Source organism: Geobacillus uzenensis, assembly GCF_002217665.1.
GTDB lineage: Bacteria > Bacillota > Bacilli > Bacillales > Anoxybacillaceae > Geobacillus > Geobacillus subterraneus.
The window spans coordinates 141,793-168,426 of record NZ_NEWL01000007.1 but is presented as its reverse complement, the minus strand read 5'-3'; the positions used below and the strand labels follow the sequence as shown (position 1 = coordinate 168,426).

Annotated in this window: 20 protein-coding genes; 17 read left to right on the top strand and 3 right to left on the bottom strand. The window is 54.8% G+C overall.

Translation table 11 applies throughout. The annotated features are described in order from the left end of the window. The first annotated feature begins 51 nt into the window (after positions 1 to 51). A complete protein-coding gene (locus B9L21_RS12600) occupies positions 52 to 1,866 on the top strand; it encodes a YhgE/Pip domain-containing protein (protein ID WP_225995667.1) in 1,815 nt (604 codons plus the stop codon). 367 nt (positions 1,867 to 2,233) lie between these two features. Here B9L21_RS12600 and yhfH read toward each other — a convergent pair whose 3' ends face one another. Beyond that, on the bottom strand, positions 2,234 to 2,371 hold the full coding sequence (gene yhfH, locus B9L21_RS12595) for a protein YhfH (protein WP_082816575.1): 138 nt from the start codon (positions 2,369 to 2,371) through the stop codon (positions 2,234 to 2,236). A gap of 152 nt (positions 2,372 to 2,523) precedes the next feature. Here yhfH and B9L21_RS12590 point away from each other — a divergent pair, with 152 nt between their 5' ends. The 5 genes from B9L21_RS12590 to B9L21_RS12570 all read left to right on the top strand — a co-directional run bounded on the left by B9L21_RS12590 (position 2,524) and on the right by B9L21_RS12570 (position 7,906). Then, entirely contained in the window at positions 2,524 to 3,258 is a 735-nt protein-coding gene (locus B9L21_RS12590) for an MBL fold metallo-hydrolase (RefSeq protein ID WP_063167410.1), read from the top strand. Positions 3,259 to 3,395: 137 nt separating this feature from the next. Further along, positions 3,396 to 4,940 carry a fatty acid--CoA ligase family protein gene (locus B9L21_RS12585; protein ID WP_063166643.1) on the top strand — a complete coding sequence of 515 codons (1,545 nt, stop codon included), beginning with the start codon at positions 3,396 to 3,398 and terminating at the stop codon, positions 4,938 to 4,940. 136 nt (positions 4,941 to 5,076) lie between these two features. Next, positions 5,077 to 6,087 (top strand): ABC transporter substrate-binding protein, encoded by a 1,011-nt coding sequence (locus B9L21_RS12580; RefSeq protein ID WP_063166642.1) that lies wholly within the window; start codon positions 5,077 to 5,079, stop codon positions 6,085 to 6,087. Between the two features lie 63 nt (positions 6,088 to 6,150). Next, entirely contained in the window at positions 6,151 to 7,143 is a 993-nt protein-coding gene (locus B9L21_RS12575; protein ID WP_063167409.1) for an ABC transporter permease, read from the top strand. Next, the gene (locus tag B9L21_RS12570) at positions 7,109 to 7,906 is read left to right on the top strand and encodes an ABC transporter ATP-binding protein (protein ID WP_063166641.1); all 798 of its coding nucleotides are present in this window, start codon (positions 7,109 to 7,111) and stop codon (positions 7,904 to 7,906) included. The genes B9L21_RS12575 and B9L21_RS12570 overlap by 35 nt, the downstream gene beginning before the upstream one ends. A gap of 59 nt (positions 7,907 to 7,965) precedes the next feature. On the opposite strand, the gene dat is transcribed toward B9L21_RS12570, so the two are convergent. Then, on the bottom strand, positions 7,966 to 8,829 hold the full coding sequence (gene dat / locus B9L21_RS12565) for a D-amino-acid transaminase (protein WP_063166640.1): 864 nt from the start codon (positions 8,827 to 8,829) through the stop codon (positions 7,966 to 7,968). Positions 8,830 to 9,167: 338 nt separating this feature from the next. Between dat and B9L21_RS12560 the strand changes: the two genes are divergently transcribed. Beyond that, a complete protein-coding gene (locus B9L21_RS12560; protein WP_020958819.1) occupies positions 9,168 to 9,884 on the top strand; it encodes an AzlC family ABC transporter permease in 717 nt (238 codons plus the stop codon). Then, entirely contained in the window at positions 9,877 to 10,182 is a 306-nt protein-coding gene (locus B9L21_RS12555) for an AzlD domain-containing protein (RefSeq protein ID WP_020958820.1), read from the top strand. Before B9L21_RS12560 ends, B9L21_RS12555 begins: the two co-directional genes overlap by 8 nt. Before the next feature lie 79 nt (positions 10,183 to 10,261). Here the strand turns inward: B9L21_RS12555 and B9L21_RS12550 are convergent, their stop codons facing one another. After that, positions 10,262 to 10,855, bottom strand: coding sequence for an SCO family protein (locus B9L21_RS12550; RefSeq protein WP_063166639.1), 594 nt, complete (start codon positions 10,853 to 10,855; stop codon positions 10,262 to 10,264). 190 nt (positions 10,856 to 11,045) lie between these two features. Between B9L21_RS12550 and aceA the strand changes: the two genes are divergently transcribed. The 9 genes from aceA (at position 11,046) to B9L21_RS12505 (ending at position 26,603) form a co-directional block, all read left to right on the top strand. Then, positions 11,046 to 12,332, top strand: a complete 1,287-nt coding sequence (gene aceA, locus B9L21_RS12545; RefSeq protein ID WP_063166638.1) for an isocitrate lyase — start codon at positions 11,046 to 11,048, stop codon at positions 12,330 to 12,332. Between the two features lie 107 nt (positions 12,333 to 12,439). Beyond that, the gene (locus tag B9L21_RS12540) at positions 12,440 to 12,634 is read left to right on the top strand and encodes a hypothetical protein (RefSeq protein WP_063166637.1); all 195 of its coding nucleotides are present in this window, start codon (positions 12,440 to 12,442) and stop codon (positions 12,632 to 12,634) included. Positions 12,635 to 12,766: 132 nt separating this feature from the next. Further along, positions 12,767 to 13,312: a competence protein ComK gene (locus B9L21_RS12535; RefSeq protein ID WP_063166636.1), complete on the top strand. Its 546-nt coding sequence runs from the start codon at positions 12,767 to 12,769 to the stop codon at positions 13,310 to 13,312. A 91-nt stretch (positions 13,313 to 13,403) separates the two neighbouring features. After that, positions 13,404 to 14,027, top strand: a complete 624-nt coding sequence (locus B9L21_RS12530; RefSeq protein WP_063166635.1) for a TVP38/TMEM64 family protein — start codon at positions 13,404 to 13,406, stop codon at positions 14,025 to 14,027. A gap of 44 nt (positions 14,028 to 14,071) precedes the next feature. Further along, a complete protein-coding gene (gene lepB, locus B9L21_RS12525; protein WP_063167408.1) occupies positions 14,072 to 14,578 on the top strand; it encodes a signal peptidase I in 507 nt (168 codons plus the stop codon). Between the two features lie 249 nt (positions 14,579 to 14,827). Beyond that, positions 14,828 to 18,334, top strand: coding sequence for a helicase-exonuclease AddAB subunit AddB (addB, locus tag B9L21_RS12520; protein ID WP_280527132.1), 3,507 nt, complete (start codon positions 14,828 to 14,830; stop codon positions 18,332 to 18,334). Next, positions 18,331 to 22,065, top strand: coding sequence for a helicase-exonuclease AddAB subunit AddA (gene addA / locus B9L21_RS12515; protein WP_063166633.1), 3,735 nt, complete (start codon positions 18,331 to 18,333; stop codon positions 22,063 to 22,065). Before addB ends, addA begins: the two co-directional genes overlap by 4 nt. An 18-nt stretch (positions 22,066 to 22,083) precedes the next feature. Further along, the gene (locus B9L21_RS12510) at positions 22,084 to 23,262 is read left to right on the top strand and encodes an exonuclease SbcCD subunit D (RefSeq protein WP_063166632.1); all 1,179 of its coding nucleotides are present in this window, start codon (positions 22,084 to 22,086) and stop codon (positions 23,260 to 23,262) included. After that, a complete protein-coding gene (locus B9L21_RS12505; protein ID WP_063166631.1) occupies positions 23,259 to 26,603 on the top strand; it encodes an SbcC/MukB-like Walker B domain-containing protein in 3,345 nt (1,114 codons plus the stop codon). The genes B9L21_RS12510 and B9L21_RS12505 overlap by 4 nt, the downstream gene beginning before the upstream one ends. Positions 26,604 to 26,634 lie beyond the last annotated feature (31 nt).

The window sequence follows — 26,634 nt, the reverse complement described above, 5'->3', positions numbered from 1 at the left end:
TGAGTGTCTTATGCTCTAGCGGCGAAGTGGACACGCCTCAAAGAATAAGGATTGCTTGAAGCAGTCAAACTTCTTTGGAAGCCCCCACTTCAAATTTTCGCTAGAAAATTAAGTGGGGGTAGTTCACGGGCGTTTTGGGATCCGTACGGCCATTTAGATCAGTTGCCGGTCGCGGTCGTCAATGAAGATGAAGGGGCAGTGCTTGACGGCGAGAACATTCAGCTTGGCGACGACGTGGTGAAGCGGCTGAAGGAAAACGGCACGTTTGATTGGCGGTTCGTCAGCCGCAAGCAAGCGGACGACGGCTTGAAGAACCGGGCGTATTACATGGCCGTCATCATTCCTAACGATTTTTCCGCTAACGCAGCAACGGTGCAAAGCGGCAACCCGAAGCCGCTGAGACTCGTATACATCCCGAACGAAGGGGCGAACTATTTAGCTGGAAAGATTGGCGATTCCGCCATCGAGGCAATAAAAGAAGAAATTGCCAAAAACGTGACGAAAACGTACGCGGAAGCCATGTTAACGAAGATGAAGACAGCGGCTGACGGGTTTGGTGAGGCAAGTCAAGGAGCTGCCCAACTGCGCGATGGGCTCCAAACAGCAGAACAAGGAAGCCGTTCGCTTTCCGGCGGGATGGAGGAGGCGAAGAAAGGGAGCGCCCGTTTAGCCGCCGGAGCGGAAAAAGCCAAAGACGGGGCCGCTCGTTTGTCCCGTTATTTAACCGAGCTGGCTGAGCAATCATTGTCGTTTGAAAACGGCTTGCAAGCGGGAAACAATGGAGCGAAACAACTGCAAACTGGCGCAACAGCGCTGCAGGACGGGCTTGGAAAACTGGCTGCCGGCAGCCAACAGCTCGCTTCTGGCGCTCTAGCCGCCCAAAATGGGGCGACGTCGCTCACGAATGGATTGCATGCTTCGCTCAATAGCATGAAAGCACTGCAAGAGCGATTGCCGTCCCTAACTAGCGGGGCGAACGAGCTTCATGACGGGGTGGCTGAGTTGGAGAAGGGGGTGCAAGCGTGGCAACAAAAGGCGGGCGAAGCGGCCGCCGGAGCGGACGAAGTGAACAAAGGGCTGCAGCAATATGCCGCCCAACTCGAAAGGATGATCGAACAAACGGATGACCCGCAGCAAAAAGCGACGTTACAGATGCTGTATGAACAGCTTCAGCCGCTTGTAGCGGGAAGCGGGAACATAGCGACCGGCGTCCGCGGGCTAGCCGGCCAAGCGGGGCAGGTCCAAAACGGGGCTTCCCGCCTCGCTGACGGCGCAGCTGCGCTCGCTTCCGGGCAGCAGGCGGTGCAAGACGGCATCGAAAAACTCGTTAACGGGCAACAGCAGCTTGCTGATGGCGCCGCTCGCTTAGCGGACGGCCAACAAACAGTAGCGGATGGGGCGAAAGAGCTTGAGAACCAGCTTCAGGCTGCTTATCAAGGAGCACAAACGGTCGCTGACGGCAGCAGCAGACTGGCTGAAGGAATCAATCAGCTTGCTTCCGGTTCGAGCCGGCTCGTCTCGGGGACGAGCAAACTGGCGGATGGGGCAAACGAACTTTCCGACGGCGTGTCTGCTGTTGCCAAAGGAGCGGATTCACTCCACCAAGGATTTGACAGACTCCTTGGCGGCGGACGATCGTTGTCGGCGGGGCTTGCGCGTCTTGAACAAGGGGCGGGCGAGTTGGCTGACCGTTTAAGCGAAGGGGCGGAAAAGGCAGATCGTATTCAGGCAAACGAGCTTGTATCTGAGATGATCGCCGATCCGGTACAAAACGATAAGCGGCCGCTTCATCACGTGCCCAACTACGGAACTGGCTTTGCCCCGTACTTTTTATCGCCGCCGCTATGCGGTATGGACGGAAAGTGAAACCGCGGCTTAAGCGCGATTGTTTTCGGCCTGAAGCGTCTGACAACGTACCACCGATTCATTTCACGGACAAAGGGCTGGTCCCAAAAGGTTGTAAACATCCTTTTGAGATCAGCCCTTTTGTTTTTGTTTGACTTGAATGGTTTCTCGAGGGAATTCCCGTCCTGTTTTGGGTCGCCGACTTGTCTTTCTTTTTTGCGGCTGCATTGCGGTGTCTCAAAGTGCGTCAGAGATGCGAGGTGTGCATGGTGCAAAAAAAATGCCCCCTCAGTGGGAGGCGGTAAGAAAAAAGGCAGGCTGCATCGGGGAACAGCCTATCGCCGGCGGGGCGGCCGGCGAACGTGACGCAAGGGCAACGTCCGCTCACCTATTGGCGGTAAGCGGCGCCAAGGCAGTCAGAACACGTGTTGCCGTAACATTCATGCTGTTCATCCATTTCTTTGCCGCAATGCATGCATTTTTTGGGTGGCAGGTTTTTGAAAAATTCCAACACTTTCGTCAACATTTCGATCCCCTCCGTTGTCTTGGTAGTTTTATTGTATTATAACACAAAACAAAATGTCAATATGTGTTTTAAAACAAAAAATCGATAAAGATGAAAAAATGGACGCGATTGTGTATGATGAAGACAAAATGAATGAAAGGAGAGAACAGGAAATGAAAGTAACGGTCATCGGCTATTGGGGGGGATTTCCGGCCGCCAATGAGGCGACATCGGCGTATTTGTTCGAGCATGACGGCTTTCGCTTGCTCGTTGATTGCGGGAGCGGAGCGCTCGCCAAACTGCAAAACTACACAGCCGTGGAAAATTTGGATGCGGTCATCCTCTCTCATTACCACTACGACCATATCGCTGATATCGGCCCGCTTCAATACGCCCGCCTCATCTATAAAAAATCGGGAGTTGACTTGCCGGTGCTTCCGGTTTATGGCCATGCGGAAGATGAGGAGGCGTTTGCCCACCTGACGCATAACGGCATTACGGAAGGGATCGCCTATGATCCGAAAGGGACACTTGCTGTTGGACCATTTTCGCTTACGTTCCTAAAAACAGTTCATCCGGTGCCGTGCTATGCGATGCGCATCACCGCCGGCGGCAACACGATCGTGTACACGGCCGATTCGAGTTATATGCCGGAGTTTGTGCCGTTTGCTAAAGGAGCTGATTTGCTTATTGGCGAGTGCAACTTTTATGCCGGACAAAATGCGGCGCCCGCCGGGCACATGACGAGCGAAGAGGCGGCAATGATCGCTGAAGGGGCAGGCGTCGGCGAGCTATGGTTGACGCATTTGCCGCACGTTGGCCGCCATGGGCAGCTCATCGAAGAGGCGGGGAGGACGTTTCAAGGCGTCATTCGCCTCGCTCAAACTGGCCTCGTCTGGGCACGATAAGCCGGCCACCGAAAAAAGAACAGCAAAGGAAACGCTTTCTCTTGTCCTTTGCTGTTCTTTTTTTTATAATAAGTATAGTTCGAATTTTTTTACTTATAAAATGAATGGTCATTCATTCATTTTTTGGGGGGATGATGATGAATTTAACGGCGCGGTTGGCACAAGTGGCGCAACAACTGCCGGACAAAGATGCGTATGTGTTTATGGGGGAACGATGCACGTATCAACAATTGAATGCCGCCGTATCGAAGTTTGCCGACGGACTGGCGCAGCTTGGCGTCCGCCAAGGCGACCATATCGCCCTGCTGCTTGGCAATTCGCCTCAGTTTGTCATCGGTCTATACGGAGCGCTGCGGCTCGGGGCGACTGTGATTCCGATCAACCCGATTTATACGCCGGAGGAGATTGCCTACATTTTGCATAATGGCGATGTCAAAGCGGTGGTCGGCCTCGATTTGCTCGCGCCGCTGTTTGACGAGGCAAAAAAGCGGCTGCCGCTTTTCAAGCACGCCATCGTTTGCGAAACCCCGCAAGGGAAAGAAAAGGGCATTCCATTGTCAACAGAGATGAAACCGTTTGCAGAAGTGCTGGCTGCCGGCAGTCCGGATTTCACAGGGCCGGAGCTTAATGATGATGATGTCGCTGTTATTTTGTATACGTCCGGAACGACCGGCAAGCCAAAAGGGGCGATGCTTACGCATAAAAACTTGTACAGCAATGCGCAAGACACGGCTGATTATTTGGGCATCAATGAAAATGACCGCGTCATTGCCGCCCTGCCGATGTTCCACGTCTTTTGCCTGACGGTGGCGTTAAACGCCCCGCTTATGAATGGAGCGACGGTACTGATTATGCCGAAATTCAGCCCAGCGACCATGTTTGCGTTAACCCGCGAGGAAAAGGCGACGATTTTTGCCGGCGTGCCGACAATGTATAACTTTCTCTACCAGCATGAGGAAGGGAGCGCGGACGATTTACGCACGCTTCGGCTTTGCATCTCGGGTGGCGCTTCTATGCCGGTCGCACTACTGGAAAACTTTGAGAAAAAATTCAACGTGATCGTCTCGGAAGGGTACGGGCTGTCGGAGGCGTCGCCAGTTACGTGCTTCAACCCGCTTGACCGGCCGCGCAAGCCCGGCTCGATTGGGACGAATATTAAAAACGTTGAAAACAAAGTTGTCAATGAATATGGGGAAGAAGTGCCGGTCGGAGAAGTCGGCGAGCTTGTCGTCCGCGGCCCCAACGTCATGAAAGGGTATTACAAAATGCCGGAAGAAACGGCCGCCGCTTTGCGCGACGGTTGGCTGCACACCGGCGATTTGGCGCGCATGGATGAGGACGGCTATTTCTATATCGTCGACCGAAAAAAAGAGATGATCATCGTCGGCGGCTACAACGTATACCCGCGTGAAGTCGAGGAAGTGCTATACAGCCATCCGGATGTCGTTGAAGCTGCGGTGATCGGCGTGCCGGATCCAGATTACGGCGAGGCGGTGCGGGCGTTTGTCGTCGCGAAAAATCCGGAGCTGACTGAGGAGCAATTAATTGCCTACTGCCGCGAGCGGTTGGCGAAGTATAAAGTGCCGGGCGAAATCAGCTTTTTAAAGGAACTGCCAAAAAATGCGACAGGAAAAATTTTGCGGAGAGCCTTAAAAGAACGGTTAACCGCCTCCCATGCTTAACAGTGCTGAACATTCAGCACTTTTTCTTTTTTTTGAATAGTATATTGAAAATGAAGAAATAAACTTATATAATTTGACACATAAAAGCATAAACGTTCAAAAGGACTAAACTAATCTACATAGGGGGAATCGGATGATGGGCAAACATATGCGGCGGCTTGCCATGTTGTGCGCAGCCAGCTTTTTGCTGCTTAGCGGCTGCGGTGGAGCGAACGAAACAGGAAGCAGCCAAGGAAACGGCGGCGGGCAGGAAGCGAAGGAAAAGACATACAAAATCGGGGTGACACAAATCGTCGAGCATCCGTCGCTTGATGCGGCGCGCAAAGGATTTGAGCAGGCGTTAAAGGACAAGGGGTTGTCCGTCGAGTATGACGTGCAAATCGCCCAAGGAGACCAAAGCAACAACCAAACGATCGCCAACAATTTTGCCTCCGATGGCGTTGACTTGATTTTCGCCAACTCGACGCCAAGCGCGCAGGCAGCGCTCAATGCGACAAAAGACATTCCGATCGTTTTTACGTCAGTGACCGATCCGGTCGGCGCCCAGCTTGTCCAATCGATGGAGAAGCCGGGCGGCAATGTGACAGGCACGACGGACACGCATCCGGAGGCGATTCCGAAAACGGTGCAGTTTATTGATAAATATATCCAAGGCAACCGCGTCGGAATGGTGTATAACGCCGGCGAACAAAACTCGGTCGCACAGGTGGATCAAGTGAAAAAGGCGATGGAAGGAACCGATTTGAAAATCGTTTCCGCCTCGGTATCCACGTCGGCCGAAGTGAAGCAGGCGACCGAATCGCTGATCGGCAAGGTCGACTGCCTGTATATCATTACCGATAATACGGTTGTGTCAGCGCTTGAGTCAGTCATTCAAGTGGCCAATGAACACGACATTCCTCTGTTCGTCGGCGAGCTTGATTCAGTGAAGCGCGGCGGGTTTGCGGCGTACGGGTTTGATTATTATGACATCGGCTATGAAGCCGGTGAGATGGCGGCGCAAATTTTGCAAGAGGGGAAAAAGCCGGCCGATCTGCCGGTGCAATACCCGCAAAAATTGAAGCTGGCCATTAACAAAAAAGCAGCACAAGAAATGGGAATTGAACTCAACCCGGAATGGGATTCGATCGCTGAATATATCGAATAAACGGCCATCCCTCCTTCGGTGAAGGGGGGCGCCAAAAGGCAGGTGAGAATGGTGTGGGCAGCGATGTTTAGTTCTGTGGAAGCCGGCTTGATTTATGCCATCATGGCGCTTGGCGTCTACATGTCGTTTCGCATTTTGGATTTTCCCGATTTAACGGTCGATGGCAGCTTTGTCACCGGCGCGTCGGTCGCTGCCGTGATGATTGTCGGTGGAGCGAATCCGTTTGCCGCTTCGGCTGCAGCGCTGGTGGCCGGCTTTGCGGCTGGAGCGGTGACCGGGCTTTTGCACACAAAAGGGAAAATCAACCCACTTTTATCCGGCATTTTGATGATGATCGCTTTATATTCCATTAATCTGCGCATTATGGGGAAATCGAACGTGCCGCTGCTGCAGCAGGAGACGGTCATTACGAAGATCACAGCTGTCTGGCAGCAAACGGGATTGGATGCGGTGCTCAGTCAGCTGTTTTCCTTTACGGGCTTTGCGCCGCGGACATGGGCGATTTTATGTTCGATGGCGGTGCTGACGTTCGTGATCAAAGGGGTTCTCGACTGGCTGATGAAAACAGAGTTCGGAATCGCATTGCGGGCGGCCGGAGACAACAAACCGATGGTGGCGAGCTTTTCCGCCAACACGGACTGGCTCATTGTCTTCGGGCTCGGGCTGTCGAATGCGCTCGTCGCCTTTTCCGGGGCGCTTATCGCCCAGTACGGGGGGTTCAGTGATGTCAACATGGGGGTCGGGATGATTGTCATCGGTTTAGCTTCGGTGATTATCGGAGAGGCGTTGTTTGGTGCCCGTTCGGTCGTGCGCGCGACGTGGGCGGTCATCGGCGGCGCTGTCGTTTACCGCCTCATTTTGGCGATCGCCTTGCGCGTCGAGTTTTTGGAGACGGGCGATGTGAAATTGATTACCGCATTCATTGTCATGGCGGCGCTCATCGTGCCAAACGTGTGGGCGGCACAAAAAGAAAAGCGGCGGAAAAAGCGAAAAGCGCAGCAGTTGGAGAGGGGGGAGTCCATTGCTGGAGCTAAGACGAATTACAAAAGTATTTAACGAAGGGACGGCCGATGAGAAAATCGCTTTACAAGGCATTGATTTAACGCTTTCCCCCGGCGATTTCGTCACCGTCATCGGCAGCAACGGCGCCGGAAAATCAACGTTGATGAACATCATCGCCGGTCGGTTGTCTCCTGACACGGGCGAAGTGTGGATCAACGGCCGCAACGTGACCGCGCTTAAGGAGCACGTACGCGCCCGCTACATCGGCCGCGTCTTTCAAGATCCGATGGCCGGCACCGCACCGCATATGACGATTGAAGAAAACTTAGTGCTCGCCTACAATCGGACGAAGCGGCGCACGCTCCGCCTCGGCGTGACAAAGCAAAAGCGCGAATGGTTCCGGGAAACGCTGCAAACGCTCCATTTAGGGCTCGAAAACCGGCTTACCGCCAAAGTGGGGCTTCTCTCCGGTGGAGAGCGGCAAGCGCTCTCGTTATTGATGGCGACGTTTACGAAGCCGGATGTGCTTTTGCTTGACGAGCATACCGCCGCTCTCGATCCGGCGCGGGCCGAGCTTGTGACTGAACTGACGAAACAAATCGTCGCCCAACACAACTTGACGACGCTGATGGTGACGCACAATATGGAGCAGGCGATCCGCCTTGGCAACCGGCTCATTATGATGGACGGCGGACAAATCATCTTTGCCGCCGAAGGAAAGGAAAAGGAAGAGTTGACGGTCGAGCGGCTGCTTGAGGAATTTCAGCGCATCCGCGGCAGCCAGTTCGCCAGCGACCGCGCTGTGCTTAGCTCATAAATAAGGCGAGGTGTCCCAAAGGAGAATGATGGGACACCTCTTTTGTGTGGCGAAGCCGGTCAAGCGTTGCTTGCGGCCGGCTGCGTCGCCTTTTGATAGGCGGCTTGCAAGGATTTCGTCACCGCTCCTGGCCGGCCGTCGCCGATTGTTATGTCATCCACTTGGACGATCGGAGTAATAGCCGAGGTTGTGCTCGTCAAAAACAGTTCATCCGCCCTAGCGAGGTCGTGGACCGAAAACGCTTCTTCAATGAACGGGATGCCAAGCTCTCCACAAAACTGCTTCACTCTCGTGCGGACGATGCCGTTTAAAATCCGCTCCGTCGCTGGATGAGTGTACACCGTTTCGTCTTTGACAAGAAAAATATTCGATGAACTGCCCTCGGTCACGATGCCGTCGCGGTGGAGAATCGCTTCAAACGCACCGCGCTCGGCCGCTTCTTGTTTCGCCAGCACGTTTGGCAGCAAGTTCAAACTTTTAATATAGCAGTATTCCCAACGAACATCTTTCGTTAACGTGGCGTGCACACCGTGTGCTATTTCGTCTGTTTTCCGCGCCATCGGCTGGATGTAGGCGTACAAATTCGGCCGATTTTCCGTCGGGAACGTATGGCTGCGCGGAAAGCTGCCCCGCGTCACTTGCAAATACAAAATCGCATCTTCACGCACGTCGTTCATGCGGCGAAGCTGCTCAAGCCGCTCGGACAGCTCTTCGGGAGCGAACGGGACGGACAGGCGAATAGCGGCCGCCGAACGGTATAGGCGATCGAGATGCTCTTGGAGCCAAACGTACGCTCCGCTGTATAGGCGAACTACCTCATAGACGCCATCGCCAAACTGCAAGCCGCGTTCTTCCATCGGATACGTCACTTGCTCATAGCGAAAAATGCCACGTTCGGTCAATACGTGCGGTTTTACTGACATGATAGTGCACTCCTTTTCAATTGCGCAAATAATGAACCAATTCGATTATATCATAGATTGATTTTCTCCCCTACTCCCGCTTTGTGCCAAAGCGGGAGCTTCCTAGAAGGCCGGGCATTGAAAAGGAGAGGCCGCTTTCACGGAGCAGTTTTTAAATTGAGAAGTTTTGCGCCGCTGTAACGTTATTCCTTTCCATCTCCTGCAAATTAAGCGAATCCGTTGTTTTCGCTAGCCTCCTAGTTAAGAGGATAAAAGAACTGACCTATGTTCGGGTTGCGAAATGACAGCGATTTTTAGACAATAAACATATCAAACTAGTGAAACGGGGGAATGGATGGATGGAAACAACATGGACGGCTGGTAAAATGGCGCCGTTTCGCCAAGGAGTGCAGGCGGGGGTGGCGATCGCCATCGGTTATATGCCGATCGCGCTGACATTTGGCCTGCTCGCTAAGACGACCGGGCTGACGCTTGCAGAAACGGTGCTGATGAGCGTCGTCGTTTTTGCCGGCGCCTCGCAATATATTGCGCTCAGCTTGCTTTCCGTCGGTACCGGTATATTTGAAATCATTTTAACGACATTTATTTTAAACATTCGCCATTTTTTAATGTCCGCTTCGCTCAACGAAAAAGCGGAGGCGGATGCGCTTTGGAAAAAGGCGCTGTATGCGTTTGGCATTACGGATGAAACGTTTTCCGTTGCGGCCATGAAAGAGGGGACGGTTAGCGCTTCGTATATGTTTGGGCTGATCATGATGGCGTACGGCAGCTGGGTCGTCAATTCCGGCATCGGTTATGCTGTCGGGGCAAGCTTGCCGGAAAGCTTACAAGAGAGCATGTCGGTCGCTTTGTACGCCATGTTTATCGGCTTGCTCGTCCCAGCGCTGAAAAAGCAGCGGAAAACGGTATGGCTGGCAGGGTTAGCTGCCGTGTTCAACTCGCTCGGCACGCTTGTCTTTCATCTGTCTAAAGGCTGGTCGATCGTGCTGGCGACGCTTCTTTCGGCAGTCGTCGTCCAGTGGCTGGCGAAGAAGGGGGAGAATGAGGATGAATAACGCGATCGTTTGGATGATTCTCGGCATGGGGATCGTCACGTATTTGCCGCGCATGTTGCCGCTCGTGCTGCTTGGGCGCGTCCAGCTGCCGCCGTTTTGGCAAGGGGTGCTGAAAAATGTGCCGTATGCTGCACTTGGCGCGCTGATTATCCCTGATATTTTTTTCATTCAAGACGACATTCTCTTTGGGGTGATCGGTTTTGCGGCGGCGGTGACTGCCGCCTGGCTCGGTGCGAATGTTATTGTTGTCGTGCTTGCTGCGGTTGTGGTGCTTAGTTGCTATTCGATGCTGATGTAAAAGGTTCGGCAGTCAATGAAAAAAAGGGCAGACAATGCCCTCTTTTTTCTTTCCGCACGTTACACCTATTACCAAATCATCACGACAATTCATCCATAATCGTTTTGTATACTTCATCAACACGAAATCGTGACGCTCCCCCCATGTCGATCTGTTCGATGACCCGTCCGTCCCGATTGAGCAAGTAAGCGAGCGACGTATGCACAATCATGCCGTTTCCCGGGTCACGGTATTGGAAGTTGAAAGCGTCTGCCGTCGCTTTTGTCGCTACTTCGCTGCCGCGCAAAAACACCCATCCTTGCCCATCGCCAGTCACCCCAAACGTATTTGCGTATGTTTGCAGTTTTTCTTTCGTGTCGCGCGCGGGGTCAATAGTGATCGTGACGAATTCCACATCGCGCCCGAACACTCCGGCTTTTTGCAGCCGGTCGCGCAGCTTTGCCATCTGCATCGTCGTATTTGGGCAAATATCCGGGCAGTTCGTATAGATGAATTCGACGAGTCGAACTTTTGGCGGCAAGTCGTCAAAGGAATAAGGAGCTCCCCACGCTGTTTCCATCGTCACGTCATCCGGCAGACGCATAGCAGACGGCTTGTAGACGGCGAAGTAAAAGATGCCGGCACCGATGCCAACGAGCACAAGCGATGCGGCGATCATATACCATTTTTTCATCATCATCACTCCTCTACTATTGATCATACCAAAATGATGGACAGAAAAAATGCCGTTTTTATGAACGTTATGCGTCCATTTTCTTAATTGAGAAAAGTTTCAAAAAAAGGCTTGCATTTTTTCTTGTCTGTTATATAATAAAACCGTAAACAAAAATAATGTAATATAACAAGAGATGGGGGAAGGAAAAATGGCGTCATTTGCTGAACGTGTCCGACAATTAGAGGAAAGCTGGAAAAATGAAGAGCGTTGGAAAGGCGTTACCCGCCCGTACAGCGCTGAAGATGTCATTAAACTGCGCGGCTCGCTTGATATTGAGCATACGCTCGCTCGGCGCGGAGCCGAGAAGTTATGGCAGCTGTTAAATACGGAAGATTACGTTCATGCACTCGGTGCGCTGACTGGAAATCAAGCGGTGCAACAAGTGAAAGCAGGGCTGAAAGCCATTTATTTAAGCGGCTGGCAGGTGGCGGCCGACGCCAACCTCGCGGGGCACATGTATCCGGACCAAAGCTTGTATCCGTCCAACAGCGTTCCACATGTTGTCAAACGCATTAACCAGGCGTTGCAACGCGCAGATCAAATCCAATATTTAGAGGGCAGCGGCGATGTCGACTATTTTGTGCCGATCGTTGCTGATGCGGAGGCTGGATTCGGCGGCCAGCTGAACGTGTTTGAGCTCATGAAAGCGATGATTGAAGCGGGAGCGGCTGGCGTCCATTTCGAAGATCAGCTGTCGTCAGAGAAAAAATGCGGCCATTTAGGCGGCAAAGTGCTCTTGCCGACGCAAACGGCGGTGCGCAACTTGATCGCCGCGCGGCTTGCCGCTGACGTCATGGGTGTCCCGACGGTGCTCATTGCCCGCACCGATGCCAATGCTGCTGACTTGATCACAAGCGACATTGACCCGCGCGATCAACAGTTTATTACCGGCGAACGGACGTCGGAAGGGTTTTATCGCACGCGGGCAGGTCTCGACCAGGCGATCGCTCGTGGGCTTGCCTACGCGCCGTATGCCGACCTTATTTGGTGCGAAACGAGCGAACCGAATTTGGAGGAAGCACGCCGGTTCGCGGAAGCGATTCACGAGCAATTTCCAGGCAAGCTGCTTGCGTACAACTGTTCGCCGTCGTTTAACTGGAAGAAAAAACTGGACGACGAGACAATCGCCAAATTCCAGCAAGAGCTCGGTAAAATGGGATACAAGTTCCAATTCGTCACTCTCGCCGGCTTCCATGCGCTCAACTACAGCATGTTTGAGTTGGCGCGCGGCTACAAAGAGAGAGGCATGGCGGCATACGCTGAACTGCAGCAAGCTGAATTTGCCGCCGAAAAGTACGGCTACACAGCCACGCGCCATCAGCGCGAAGTCGGTACCGGCTACTTCGATGAGGTCGCCCAAGTGATCTCTGGCGGCCAATCGTCCACCGTCGCCTTAAAAGGATCAACCGAAGAGGAGCAGTTTACAACTGCTTAATATGAAATAACAGCGGACGCAAATGAAAGCCTGGCCTCCCCGGGCTTTTTTTTTTATGTATAAAAGGAAAAAGATGGCGCATCCTATAGGCGTAGGGAGGCGATGGGATGGAAAAGAGAAACGACGATCTGCCGGAGTTGATGCCCGCTGAATTTCGCGTCAGCACAGACCTCCACTTTGAGCAATGGTGGATGAATGAAGAAACGTATGCGGGCAATTCGGTCGGTGAACATACCGCGCTTGAGCAGGCCAATGAATATTTAGCGGCCAAGGAGATCGGCCAAACATTTGAAAACTCATAACACCCCCATGACGATTGTCATGGGATTTTTTTGTGCTAAAAAGCCCACTAATCTTTTTCAAAATATAGAAAAATATAACTTCTAGTGGTATGATAGGAATAGTGATCCAGTTGATAGGAAGGGGATGAACCGATGAAAGTGAATGAGTTTATCGTGTTGAAACATTTCGTCGTGAGCCGTTATACTATGGCGATTCTCCCGTACCTGTTGAACAGTGATGTCTATGCAAAGGTCATTGAGGAAGACGGCGAATATATTGTCAAAAAAACGCCAACCGATATCATTAAACATAGCTGCGACTATTACGGCTGCAGCTTCCAAGGCAGAAAAGAAGGAACAAAGGCGTTGATCGGCATCACCCACAAAGCGCCGATTGCCATCGAACCGGCCAATGGAATTTACGTCTTCCCGACTTCTTCCCCAAGAGATTCCGGCTGCGTTTGGCTGTCCCATATGCACGTCTATCAGTATGAACCTGCCAAATATGAGCGAACCGTCGTCTATTTCCGCAATGGAAAAAGCGTATCCCTCGATGTTTCCTATAAATCCTTTGTCAATCAATTATATCGAACAGCCCAACTGCGGACGAAATTGGCGGATCGAATGGAGGCGAGAGAACGCAAACTCCAATACCTATTCCGCATGCAGCAGGAAAAAGATGTGACAGAGCATGAATGATAAAAAATGGGTTTTCACAAAGAAGAGTTCAAATGGCACGGCCGGGCGTGTAAAATAAAAGTATAAACGGCATTTGAATGGAGAAAGATGCATGAATATGGAAACGCTCAAACAATGGTTCACGCTCGATCACGTGCTTTCCTTGCTTGAACATTACCGCTCATTTGGCGTGTTTCCCGGCATTGCCGCGACGCTGCTCGAGTCGTTTTTTCCGATTTTGCCGATGGTCGTTTTTGTGATGGCGAACGCCGCTGCATTCGGATTGTGGAAAGGGTTTTTCATTTCATGGCTCGGCGCCTCGCTCGGTTCGCTCATCGTGTTTTGGCTGACGCGAAGAATCGGCCAGCAGCGTTTCTTTCGTTTTGTCCGCCGCCACCAAAAAGTCCGCCGGTTCATGCACTGGATCGAACGGCACGGATTTGGCCCGCTGTTTTTGCTTTATTGTTTCCCTTTCACCCCATCGGCGCTCGTCAATATTGTCGCCGGGCTGTCGGGCATCAGCCGCCAGCAGTTTGTGCTCGCGGTGTTGCTCGGAAAGATGATCATGATTTTTACAATCAGTTTTATCGGCTATGACATCGTGGCGCTCGTTCGGCAGCCGTTGCGCACGGCTGGCATTGCCGCGGTCGTCTTGTTGCTTTGGTACGCAGGAAAACGGGTAGAGGCGAGATTTTCGCTGACGGAAAAACAAAGCAGCGAGGGGGGCGGGGAGTGACGAAAGAAAAGAAAAAGGAAAAACGAAGGCAGCGCTGGCCATGGCTGGCCGCCATTTGCTTCATCGCTGCGCTCCGTTTTTTTGTTTTCAGCAGCTATATGGTAGAGGGAAAATCGATGATGCCGACGCTGCAAAGCGGCAATTTGCTCATTGTCAATAAGCTGCGTTACGAAATCGGGTCGATCCACCGATTCGACATTGTCGTTTTTCATGCCAACCAAAAGAAAGATTATGTAAAACGGGTGATCGGGCTGCCAGGGGATCGAATTGAATATAAAAACGATATATTGTATATCAATGGAAAACAAGTGGAGGAACCGTATTTGCGGCCGTATAAGCAAACATTGATCAGCGGCAAGCTGACGGGCGATTTTACCCTTGAAGAGGTAACTGGGGAAAAACGGGTGCCGGCCGGCTGCATTTTCGTCCTCGGCGACAATCGGCTCGGCAGCTGGGACAGCCGCCATTTCGGCTTTGTCAAAATCAGCCAAGTCGTCGGTAAGGTCGACCTCCGTTATTGGCCGTTTGGACAGTTTGCTTTCCGCTTCTAGGGCAACGGCTTACTTTGGCACGGTAGCATTTTCGTGCTCAAAAGCCGGTGAGAGGAAAGCTTTTTTCTTTGCAGAAATTTGCCGTCCGGAGCTTGCGGTTGGCAACGAGGGGGAGGGCGGAGTTGCCTTGGGATCTTTTTTTGCTGTTTCATTGTTGTAATAGATGAGCGGGGTGGAAATCACTCGTCAAATACGAACGTTTGTGCTAAAATGGAATAAATATGAAGGAAATGAATGGTGGTGATTGCGATGTCGCTGCGGTTTTTGCTTGGGCGGTCGGGAAGTGGAAAAACGGCTTTCTGCCTTGAAGAAATTCGCCGCCAGCTGCAGGAAGATCCAAAGGGAAGGACGGTCGTCTATCTTGTCCCGGAACAAATGACGTTTCAATGTGAATACGCGCTAATACATACGGACGGAACAGAAGGGATGATCCGCGCCCAAGTGTTCAGCTTCCCGCGTCTCGCCTGGCGCGTGCTGCAAGAAACAGGAGGCATGAACCGTTACCACGTTCACGACGTTGGCGTGCAGATGATGATTCGAAAAATTATTGAACAGCGCAAACAAGAGCTGAAGCTGTTTGGACGTGCGGCAGAGAAAAGCGGTTTTGTCGAACAGATGCACGAGATGATCACAGAATGCAAGCGGTATTGCTTGACGCCGGATGAACTCCGCCGCCATGCCGGCGTGCTCGAGGGCGGATCAGGCCAGCCCGGCCGCCGGCTGCTAGCCGATAAGTTAAGCGATGTGGCGCTCGTTTATGAGGAGTTGGAACGAAGTCTTCTCGGCCATTATCTTGACTCAGAAGATTATTTGCGCCTGCTCGCCGAGCACATCCCCCGCTCCGGCTACTTGCACGGCGCCGACATTTATATCGACGGCTTTCATCATTTTTCCCCACAAGAATATATGGTTATTGAACAGCTGCTTCACCGCTGCCGGCGCGTCACCGTGTGCTTGACGGCTGACCGCCCTTACGATGAAGGGATGCCGGATGAGCTCGATCTTTTTTACTTGCCGGCGCAGACGTACCGCCAGTTGCGCGAGCTCGCTTTGGCCAATGATATTATGATCGAGCCGCCGGTCGTGCTTTCCGCAAACCGCCGCCATCAAGACGGGGCGCTCGCCCATCTTGAAGCGCAGTTTCACCGCCGTCCGCTGTTGCCGTATGAAGCGGAGACCGATGCGGTCCGCCTTTACGAGGCAGCCAACCGCCGCGCGGAAATCGAAGCGGTCGCCCGGGAAATCATCCGCCTCGTCCGCGATGAAGAGGCGCGCTATCGCGACATTGCGCTTATCATCCGCCAGACAGAAGCGTATCGCGACCTTGTGAAAACAGTGTTTTTTGACTTTGACATCCCGTATTTTATGGATGAAAAAGAGCCGATGCATCATCACCCGCTCATTGAACTCGTGCGCGCTGCTTTGGAGACGGTAGTGACGCGCTGGCGTTATGAGGCGGTTTTTCGTGCTGTCAAAACGGATTTGCTCTTTCCGGTTGACGGTGACTTGGCCATGTGGCGCGAGGCGGCTGACAAGCTCGAAAACTATGTGCTCGCCTATGGGGTGAAAGGCGAAAAGTGGACAAGCGGTGAACGTTGGACATACCGGCGCTATCAGGCGCTTGACGGGCTGAATGCGCCGCAGACGGATGAGGAGCGGCAGTTTGAGGACAAGCTTAATGAATGGCGTGACGCGCTGGCGGCCCCGCTCCGCCGGCTTGAGCGCCGTCTGCGCCGGGCTGCCGACGGGCGCGGTCTTTGCACGGCGTTATATCTCTTTTTAGAAGAGTTGCAAATTCCGAAAAAACTAGAACAAATGAGCGCGCAGGCGGAAGCGGACGGACGCCTTATCGAAGCGCGCCAGCACGAACAAGCGTGGAATGCGGTCGTCGACTTGCTCGACCAATACGTCGAAATGCTCGGGGCGGAACCGCTGCCGCTTGCCGAGTTTGCCAAAATTATCGAAGCCGGGCTCGACCGGCTGGAATTCGCCCTCGTTCCGCCAGCGATCGACCAAGTGATCGTCGCCCAGCTCGACCGTTCGCGCTTGATTGATGTCAAGTATGCGTTTATCATCGGCGCCAATGACGGCGTCATCCCGGCTAAAGCGAAAGAAGAAGGACTCATGGCCGAGGTTGAGCGGGAGCAATTGCGCGAACTCGGGGTAACGCTTGCGCCGGGAGGGCGGGAGCAGCTGTTTTACGATCCGTTTTTTGTTTACTTGGCTCTTGCCTGTCCGAGCCGACGGCTATACGTTACATATCCGCTTGCCGATGGCGAGGGGAAAGCGCTCATGCCGTCCCCGCTCATCAAGCAGCTCGTTCAATTGTTTCCACGTGTATCTGTTCATTTATGCGGCAATGATCCGTTCGATGCCCCCGAAGAGAAGCCGGAGGCGTTTGTCACCGCGCCGCGGGCGACACAGACGTATCTCATCAGCCAGCTGCGGGCGTGGAAGCGAAATTACAGCATCGCTCCGCTTTGGTGGGATGTATATAATGTGCTGATCAGTCATCCGGAATGGAAGGGGCGAGTAGGGCAGGCGGTGTCAGCGCTATTTTATACGAATCAGGCGGCGGCGCTCAAAAAACAATGGAGCCGGCGGCTGTACGGAAAAAAAATTCAGGCGAGCGTCTCGCGCATGGAGCAGTTTCAAAAATGCCCGTACGCTCATTTCGCCTCACACGGGCTGCGCTTGAAAGAGCGGAACGTCTTCCGCCTTGAGGCACCGGATGTCGGGCAATTGTTCCATGCGGCCATCAAGCAAATTGCCGACCGAGTGCGTGAACAGCATCTTGACTGGAAAAAGCTATCCAGATCGGAATGCGAGCGGCTGTCGGATGAGGCAGTCGAGCGGATCGCCCCGCTCATCCAGCAACAAGTGTTATCGAGCTCGAGCCGCTATGAATATATGAAACGGAAGCTGAAAAACGTTGTCTCTCGCACGGCGCACGTATTGAGCGAACATGCGCGGGCGAGCGGCTTTGCCCCGGTCGGATTTGAGTTGGCGTTCGGACCGGGCGGCGACTTGCCGCCGCTTCGCTTTCAGCTTCGCGATGGAACGGTGATGGAGCTTGTCGGGCGGATCGACCGCGTAGATCAGGCGGAAAGCAGCCAAGGCGTGCTCCTTCGCATCATCGATTACAAATCGAGCGCCAAAACGCTCGATTTGACGGAAGTTTATTACGGTTTAGCGCTGCAAATGTTCACGTATCTTGATATTGTGCTGACGTATGCTGAACAGCTTGTCGGCAAGCCAGCGTTGCCGGCCGGGGTGCTTTATTTTCATATTCACAATCCGATCATTCAAGCACGGCAATGGCTGGACGACGAAATGGAACTGGAGAGAAAGCTGCTTGAACCGTTTCGGATGCGCGGGCTGCTGCTTGCCGATGCCGAGGCGATCCGGCTGATGGACAGCCAAGCAGCAAACGGGCAATGGTCGCTTATTGTGCCCGCTCAGCTAACAAAAAACGGGGCGATCCACTCGCGTTCTTCGGTGGCCAGCGCCTCTGATTTTGCTGCGCTCCGTCAACATGTTCGCCGCTTGTTTACCGACATCGGCGAACAGATCGCCGACGGTGTCGTATCCATCGCCCCGTATAAGCTGAAAAACAAAACGGCGTGCGAGTTTTGCGCCTTTAAGCCAGTATGTCAATTCGATGAGGCGTTGCCTAGCAACGAATATCGGAAGCTTGCTCCGCAGACGAAGGATGCGGTGATCGAAACATTAGCGGAAGGGAAGGACGAAAAGTGAACGCTACGATTCGCCCGAAACCGGCCGGAAGCCGGTGGACAGATGAACAATGGAAGGCGATTGCGGCCGGCGGCCGGGACATTCTCGTCGCGGCGGCGGCCGGATCCGGAAAAACGGCCGTTCTCGTCGAGCGAATCATTCAAAAGGTGACGGCGGAAGAAGGAGCGGTCGATATTGACCGCCTGCTCGTCGTCACGTTTACGAATGCAGCGGCAGCCGAGATGAAAGCGAGAATTGGTGAAGCGCTCGAACGGGAGCTTGCCAAGCGTCCGCATTCGCTCCATTTGCGGCGTCAGCTCAGCCTGCTCAACCGCGCCTCAATTTCGACGCTCCATTCATTCTGTTTGGATGTGATCCGCAAGTATTATTACTTGCTCGATTTAGATCCGTCGTTTCGCATTGCCGATGAGACGGAAATCGAGCTGTTGAAGGAAGACGTCCTTGAGGAACTGCTCGAGGAACAATACGGGAAGGCGGACAACGAGCGCTTTTTCGCCGTTGTCGATGCTTACACTAGTGACCGGAGCGATGCCGAGTTGCAGGAGATGATTTTGGCGCTCTATGAATTCTCTCGTTCCCATCCGGCGCCGGATGAATGGCTGGCTAATCTAGTATCGATGTATGATGTCGATGAACAGACGCCCATCGAAACGCTGCCGCCGGCGCGCTATATCGCCCAGCACGCGGCGATGGAGCTGGCGGCGGCCAAGCGGCTTATCGGCTTGGCTTTGAAGCTTGCCGAGAAAGAAAGAGGACCGAAGCCGTACAAGAAACGGTTGGACGAAGATATGGACTTGATTGCCGATTTGGAAAAACGGCTGGCTGGGCCGTGGGATAGGCTGCATCATGCGCTGCAATCGCTGTCGTTCGGGCGGCTCCCGGCTTGCCGCGGCGACGGGTATGAGGCGCGGCTCATCGATGAAGCGAAATCGCTGCGCGATCAGGCGAAAAAGAAAATCGAAGCGCTGCGCGACAACGTGTTTTCGCTTCGCCCGTCTACTTGGCTTCGTCACATGCGCGAGATGAAGCCGGTCGTCGAAACGATCGTCGCTCTCGTCCGCCGCTTTTCCGCCATGTTTGAAGCTGCGAAACGGGAAAAAGGGATCGTTGATTTTTCCGACCTGGAGCATTACTGTTTGCGCGTTTTGCGGCAGCGCGACCCGGAAACAGGCGAATGGCAGCCGTCATCGGCCGCTTTGGAGTACCAGGCGCAGTTTGATGAAGTGCTTGTTGATGAATATCAAGATACGAACCTCGTCCAAGAAACGATGTTGCAGCTCGTCAAAAAAGGAAGCGAGCGAACGGGCAACTTGTTTATGGTCGGCGATGTCAAGCAATCGATTTACCGGTTCCGCCTTGCCGAGCCGATGTTGTTTCTTGATAAGTACAAGCGGTTTACCGGTGATGGGGAAGCAGGGGGAATGAAAATCGACTTGGCGAGCAACTTCCGCAGCCGCGCCGAGGTGCTCGATGGGACGAATTTTCTATTTGCACAAATCATGGGGGAAGCGGTCGGAGAAATGGCTTACGATGAGGCGGCGCAGCTTACGTACGGCGCCGATTATCCGGATGGGACGGATGCCGTTCCGGAGGTGATGATCATCGACCGGCAGCGCGCATCGGAAGAGGAAGAGGAGGAAGCGGCCGAGCTTGAGGCAGCGGAGCTTGAGGCTCGCCTGATGGCCGAAAAAATAAAGGAGATCGTTTCGCGTCCGTTTTATGTGTATGACCGTTCGAGCGGGCAACCGCGGCGTGCCATGTATCGCGATATCGTCGTGCTCGTCCGTTCGATGACAAATGCGCCGCAACTCATTGAACAGCTGCAGGCGCATGGCATTCCGGCAGCGGCTGATTTGTCATCCGGCTATTTCCAAGCGACGGAAATTTCGGTTATGTTGTCGCTGTTGAAAGTGATCGATAATCCATATCAAGATATTCCGCTGGCGGCTGTGCTCCGCTCACCGCTATTTCGGTTTGATGAAAACGAGCTCGCTATGATCCGCCTCAGCGACCCGAAAGGCGCATTTTTCGAGGCGCTGCAAGCGTTTTGCCAGAAGTCGGCGGAAACGGAGGAGGAGGAGAATGCCAAGAAAAAAGCCATGGCTTTTCTCGACCGGTTGGAAGAATGGCGAACGATGGCGCGCCGCCGTTCATTAGCGGATCTGATTTGGCAGCTGTACCGCGATACGCAGTTTTATGATTTTGTCGGCGCTTTGCCGGGCGGGAAGCAGCGGCAAGCCAATTTGCGCGCCCTATATGACCGCGCCCGGCAATACGAGTCGACGTCATTCCGCGGGCTGTTCCGCTTTCTCCGCTTCATCGAGCGGCTGCAAGAGCGCGGCGACGACTTAGGGGCGGCCCGTCCGCTCGGCGAGCAGGAAGATGTCGTGCGCGTCATGACGATCCATAGCAGCAAAGGGCTCGAATTTCCAATCGTGTTTCTTGCCGGACTCGCGCGCCCGTTTTATACGCGCGACTTGCATTCCCCGTATTTGCTTGATAAAGAGCTCGGATTTGCCGCCCGGTTTGTCCATCCGCGGCTGCGCATCAGCTATCCGACGCTGCCGCTGTTGGCCATTCAAGTGAAAAAGCGGCTTGAACTTCTTGCGGAGGAAATGCGCGTTTTGTACGTGGCGCTCACAAGGGCAAAAGAGAAGCTGTACTTGCTTGCTTCGGTCAATGATGCGGACAAGGAGATTGAAAAATGGAAAGGCATTGCCGCTGAAAGCGGCTGGCTCCTTCCTGACGATGTGCGGGCGTCGGCCCGTTCGTACTTAGATTGGATCGGCCGGGCGCTCATCCGCCATCGAGACGGGCGCGCCTTAATCGAAGTGGATGCGTCAGCGCCGCCGGAGATTGCCTCCCATCCGTCGGTGTGGCGTCTTGCGATCGTGCCGGCAGCCAATTTGCGCGGCGGGGAGATGTCAGCCGACCGGGAGGATGGTGGCACGCTTGCCGCGCTCGAACAAGGCCGCCCCGTTTCAATCGGCGGGGAATGGGAGGAGGAAGCAAGGCGCCGCCTGTTATGGCGGTATCGCTACGAAAAGGAGACGGCCGTGCGCGCGAAACAGTCAGTCTCAGAACTGAAAGAACAGCGGGTGCTGTTTGGCGAACAGGCGGACGAATGGCTGCCGCGCAAAGGGACGGCACCGCTGTTTGTCCGGCCGCGCTTTATGCAGGAAAAAACGTTGACACCCGCTGAAAAAGGAACCGCGCTTCATGTCGTCATGCGCCATCTCGATTTGCACGCACCGCTGGACGAATCGTCGATCCGCAACCAAATCATTCGACTTGTCGAAAAAGAACTGCTGTCGGCCGAGCAAGCTGAAGCGGTCGATGCCGCCGCGATCGTCGCCTTTTTCGCAACGGACATCGGCCGGCGCCTCTGCGCCGCCGGCGAAGTATACCGCGAAGTGCCGTTCAGCTTAGGGCTTCCGGCTGACGAACTCTACGGCGGCGAAGGGATGGATGGCGGCCGCCGCCTGCTCGTGCAAGGCGTGGTCGACTGCGTGTTTGCCGATGAACGCGGCTATGTGGTGATCGACTATAAGACGGATGAAGTGACGGGCCGCTTCGCCGGTCAAAAAGAGGCGGCCGCCCGCTTTTTGCTTGGCCGCTACGGGGCGCAAATGCGCCTCTATCGGCGAGCCATTGAGCAAATTTGGCGCGTGCCGGTGGCGGAATGTTACTTATACTCGTTTGACGGTGGATATTTTCTCGCAGTGGAGTGAAGCGGAGGGGGAGAGACGATGCGCATTTTGCATACGGCCGACTGGCATCTCGGGCGGACGCTCGAGGGCCGAAGCCGGCTGGCTGAGCAGGAAGCGTTTATCGACGAGCTTGTCGAAATCGTTAGGAACGAACAAATTGACGTCATCTTAATGGCCGGCGATGTGTTCGATTCCGTCAATCCGCCGGCGGCGGCGGAGCAATTGTTTTACGAAAGTTTAGCCCGCCTGTCCGACAAGGGACGCCGGCCGGTCGCCGTCATCAGCGGCAACCATGACCATCCGGACCGCATCAGCGCGGCTCGGACGCTGCTTTCCGATTATCATATTTTTCTTTTCGGCCGCCCGGAAGCTTCCGTTTGTCAGATTGACGTCCCATCGTGCGGAGAAACGATGATGCTTGCGCCGTTGGCCTATCCGTCTGAATCACGCCTCGCCGAACTGCTGTCGTCCGACCATCGGGAAACGGCGCTGCGCGACCGGTATGATGACCGCATCCGTGCGCTGTTAACGGCGATGGCCGCCTCATTCACCGAGAAGACGGTCAATATCGTGATGAGCCATCTTTACGTCGCCGGCGGCCATACGTCCGATTCCGAGCGGCCGATTGAAGTGGGCGGCGCTTATACAGTGGCGGCGGCGAGTTTGCCGAAGGCCGCCCAATATGTGGCGCTCGGCCATCTGCATCGGCCGCAGGACGTCAAACGGGCGGAGACGGCGGCGCGCTATTCCGGTTCTCCGCTTGCCTATAGCTTTTCTGAAGCGGGGCATGCCAAGTCGGTCACGGTTGTTGATGTCCATCCGGGCGGGGCGGCCAGCGTGACGGAAATTCCGCTTGCCGCCGGAAAGCCGCTCGTCCGTTGGAAAGCGACGGAAGGGCTCGCCCAGGTGTACCGCTGGTGCGAGGAAGGAAAAGACCCATCGTGCTGGGTTGATTTGGAGCTTCATGTGACCGAACCGCTAACCATGGAAGAAATTTATCGGCTGCGTAAACTTCATGCGGGTTTTGTCCATATCCGTCCGGTGTTTCCGCAGCGGGTGGAAGAGACGGCCGAAATGAGCCGCGAAACGCTCTCGCTCGAAGAGATGTTCTGCCGTTTTTACAAACGGCAAACCGGGGGGCAGACGCCGGATGAAGAGCTCGTCCGCCTCTTTTTAGAGCTGGCGGCGGAAGAAGAGAAAGAGGGGGGAGAGGAGTGAAGCCGATTTCACTGACGATCGCCGGGCTTCATAGCTTCCGCGAAAAACAGACGATCGATTTCACCACGCTATGTGATGGCGGCGTATTTGGCATTTTTGGTCCGACCGGAAGCGGCAAGTCAACGATTTTAGACGCCATTACGCTGGCGTTGTACGGCAGTGTTGTGCGGGCCGCCAACCGCACCCAAGCGATCATCAACCATGCTGAACAGGAGTTGTTCGTCTCGTTTACATTTGAGCTTGAACATGCGGCGGGGGCCAAACGGTATACGGTGGAGCGCAGTTTAAAAAAAGTGGATGAATGGCGGACGCGAAGCGCTGTCTGCCGGCTGATCGAGCATCGGCCGGAGCCGGTCGTGCTCGCTGACAAGCTGTCCGATGTGGACAAGGCGATTGGACAGTTGCTCGGTTTGACGATGGAGGATTTCACTCGGGCGGTCGTCTTGCCGCAAGGTAAATTTGCTGAATTTTTATCGCTGAAAGGGGCGGAGCGGCGGCAAATGCTGCAGCGCCTCTTCCACCTTGAGCGGTACGGCGACCAACTAAACAAAAAGTTAAAAGATCGGCTTGCCGTAGCTGAGCAAGAAGAGGAAAAAATCAAAGCGGAGAAGGCAGGGCTTGGCGATGCGTCAAAAGCCGCGCTCGAACAAGCGGAAGCGGAGGAGCGGGAGTTGACCACACTGCTTGCCAAGCGGAAAAAAGAGCTCGAGGACGTCGAAGCGGATGTTGAACGGACGAGACAGCTTTGGGCGTGGCAGCAAGAAAAAGAAGCGGTCGAGCGGGAGCTGGCCGAGCTGCGCCGGCGTGAGCCGGAAATCCGTGCGCTCGAAGAAAAAAAGGAACGCGCTGAGCAGGCGGAGCGCATTTGGCCGTACCGGGAACAATACGAACAGGCGCGGCGCTTGCGGGCAGAGGCGTCCAAGCGCTACGAAGAGCTGGCGCGAAAGCTCGAGGAAGCCAAGGCCGGCTACGAGGAAGCGGTGCGCCGCTACGAACAGGCGCGGCAGGAAAAAGCGAGCCGCGAACCGGAGCTGCTGGCGCAAACGGAGCGGCTGCGCCAGGCAGAACAGCTCGAGCGGCAAATGGAGGCGCTCACGCATGAGCTTGCTGCCCTCAATGAGGAACGAAATCGGCTAGCGGTTCGCGAGAAAGCGGCGCAACGCCGGTTCGAAGAAGCGGCTGCCTGGTATGAACGCGGCATGAAGCGACAGCAGGAGCTAAAAGAAGAATTGCAGCGGTATGCGGAGGCGCTAGCCGGTAAAGACGAAGTGGAGCAGGCGCATGGGGAGAAGCGGCAAATCGAGCAAGCGGCAGCCGCCATCGCCCGTGTTGATGCACAGCTCCGGCAAAAGGAAGCGATGTGGCGCCAGGCGGAAGAGGAACGGGCAAAGAGGGAACACCAGGCTGCCGCCGTCGGCGCCCGGCTTCAGCAGCTGTTTCGGCTCGTAGAGAAAACATACCATTCCGTCTGTCAGCGGCAGCAGGACGTCGAAAAACGGCTGTACGCGCTGCAGCAAGACATGGAGGCGGAGCGGAAGCGGATGGAAGAGGCGCGAACGGCGGAACTGGCGGCTGTGCTGGCCGAACGGCTCCGCCCTGGTGAGCCGTGCCCGGTGTGCGGGTCGCGCGAACATCCGCATTCGTCCACGATGCCGCATTCTTCCGGCCACGGGCAATTGCCTAACCTCGAGCAGGAGCGCCGGCAGTGTGAGCAAGATTTACAAGTCTTGTTCTCGCTAAAGGCGCAGCTTGAACAGCTCGCGGGGCTGGCCGCCGGCCATGGGGCGCCCCCTATCTTTGCCGCCGGCCGCCCGGCAGAAGAGGTGGACGATGTCACCGTTGAAGTGCGGGCGCTCGAGCAAGATGTCATTGAGCAAAAAGAATCTGTTTATCGGGCGCTCGCCCAATGGAACGAAGCGGAAACGGCGCGGCGCGAAGCGGAAAACGCCTGCCGGTGGGCGACCGCTGACAGGGAAGCGTTGCAAGCGGAAAGACAGCGTCTCGAAGAGGAGCGGCAGCAGCTTGAGCAGCAGTGGAGACACGCCTACCCTTCGTTTTCACTCGAGACGATCAATGCGGTATACGAGCAGCTGCGCGAACAAGAGAAAAGGTGGCGCGACGTGCAAAAACGGCTTGAGGATAGCGTGCCGTTTTTAGAAGAAAAACAGCGGGCCAAAGAAGAAGCGGCCGAAGAACAGCGCCGGATGGAGACGGAGCGCATACGCCTTGATTCGCTTATTAACGCTAAACAGCAGTTATCGGAAGAGTATGCACGGCAGCGGCGCGAGAAAGCCGGCCCCAGCCCGGCGGCTGTGCAGCTTCGGGAAGCGGAAGCTGAATGGCGCCGGCTGCAAAGCGGCGAGCAGCAGGCGTATGATGAATGGCAACGTGCGCAAAAACAGCACCAGACGCTAGAAAGCGAGACAAAGGCGGCCAAGCAGGCGTATGAAGAAGGGGTTCGCCGCGAAGAAGAGGCGCTCGCCCGCTGGCGCCGCGCCCTTGCCGATACGGCGTTTACCGATGCGGAAGAAGCTGAACGGGCGAGGGCGACAAAAGAGCAATGCGGTGAGTGGGACGAAGCCATCCGCCGCTATTGGCGCCAAGTGGAACAGGCGGAGCACCGCCGGGCTCAACTTGCGGCCGCCCTCGGCGAGGCGGTGGTGAGCGCTGAACAATGGGAGATGCTGCAGCGCGTATACGCCGAGCGAAAAGCACAAATGGAAACGATGACGCAACAACTTGGGGCCATTCAAGCCAAAGTGGCGGAGTTGAGAAAAAAACATGCCCGTTTTGTTGAACTTGAGGCGAAGCAAGCGCAGCTCAGCCGGCAGATCGAGCGGTATAAGCAACTGCAGACACTGCTTCGCGGCAATAGTTTTGTTGAGTTTATGGCGGAAGAGCAACTCGAACAAGTGACAGCCATCGCCGCGGAGCGGCTGCAACGGTTAACCAGGCACCGTTACTCGCTTGAACTCGATTCGCAAGGCGGATTTCTCATCCGCGATGATGCCAACGGCGGCGTCAGACGGCCGGTGGCGACGCTCTCCGGCGGGGAAACGTTTTTGACCTCACTGTCACTGGCGTTGGCGCTGTCGGCGCAAATTCAGCTGCGCGGCGAATATCCGCTCCGGTTTTTCTTTTTGGATGAAGGGTTTGGCACGCTTGATGCCGAACTGCTCGATATGGTCATTTCCGCTTTGGAAAAGCTGCATACACAACGGCTGGCGGTCGGCGTCATTAGCCATGTTCAAGAAATTCGCACGCGTCTGCCGCGGAGGCTCATCGTTGAGCCGGCTGAGCCGTCCGGCCGCGGCACGCGCGTCCGGCTGGAAACGATGTAAGGAGTGAACCGTTGAACAAAAAAACAAGTGC

Bases quoted from the DNA above. Each gene is read 5' to 3' on its own strand.
- yhfH (WP_082816575.1), bottom strand. From the start codon at position 2,371: ATGTTGACGAAAGTGTTGGAATTTTTCAAAAACCTGCCACCCAAAAAA.
- B9L21_RS12590 (WP_063167410.1), top strand. From the start codon at position 2,524: ATGAAAGTAACGGTCATCGGCTATTGGGGGGGATTTCCGGCCGCCAAT.
- B9L21_RS12585 (WP_063166643.1), top strand. From the start codon at position 3,396: ATGAATTTAACGGCGCGGTTGGCACAAGTGGCGCAACAACTGCCGGAC.
- B9L21_RS12580 (WP_063166642.1), top strand. From the start codon at position 5,077: ATGGGCAAACATATGCGGCGGCTTGCCATGTTGTGCGCAGCCAGCTTT.
- B9L21_RS12575 (WP_063167409.1), top strand. From the start codon at position 6,151: ATGTTTAGTTCTGTGGAAGCCGGCTTGATTTATGCCATCATGGCGCTT.
- dat (WP_063166640.1), bottom strand. From the start codon at position 8,829: ATGTCAGTAAAACCGCACGTATTGACCGAACGTGGCATTTTTCGCTAT.
- B9L21_RS12560 (WP_020958819.1), top strand. From the start codon at position 9,168: ATGGAAACAACATGGACGGCTGGTAAAATGGCGCCGTTTCGCCAAGGA.
- B9L21_RS12555 (WP_020958820.1), top strand. From the start codon at position 9,877: ATGAATAACGCGATCGTTTGGATGATTCTCGGCATGGGGATCGTCACG.
- B9L21_RS12550 (WP_063166639.1), bottom strand. From the start codon at position 10,855: ATGAAAAAATGGTATATGATCGCCGCATCGCTTGTGCTCGTTGGCATC.
- aceA (WP_063166638.1), top strand. From the start codon at position 11,046: ATGGCGTCATTTGCTGAACGTGTCCGACAATTAGAGGAAAGCTGGAAA.
- B9L21_RS12540 (WP_063166637.1), top strand. From the start codon at position 12,440: ATGGAAAAGAGAAACGACGATCTGCCGGAGTTGATGCCCGCTGAATTT.
- B9L21_RS12535 (WP_063166636.1), top strand. From the start codon at position 12,767: ATGAAAGTGAATGAGTTTATCGTGTTGAAACATTTCGTCGTGAGCCGT.
- B9L21_RS12530 (WP_063166635.1), top strand. From the start codon at position 13,404: ATGAATATGGAAACGCTCAAACAATGGTTCACGCTCGATCACGTGCTT.
- addB (WP_280527132.1), top strand. From the start codon at position 14,828: ATGTCGCTGCGGTTTTTGCTTGGGCGGTCGGGAAGTGGAAAAACGGCT.
- B9L21_RS12510 (WP_063166632.1), top strand. From the start codon at position 22,084: ATGCGCATTTTGCATACGGCCGACTGGCATCTCGGGCGGACGCTCGAG.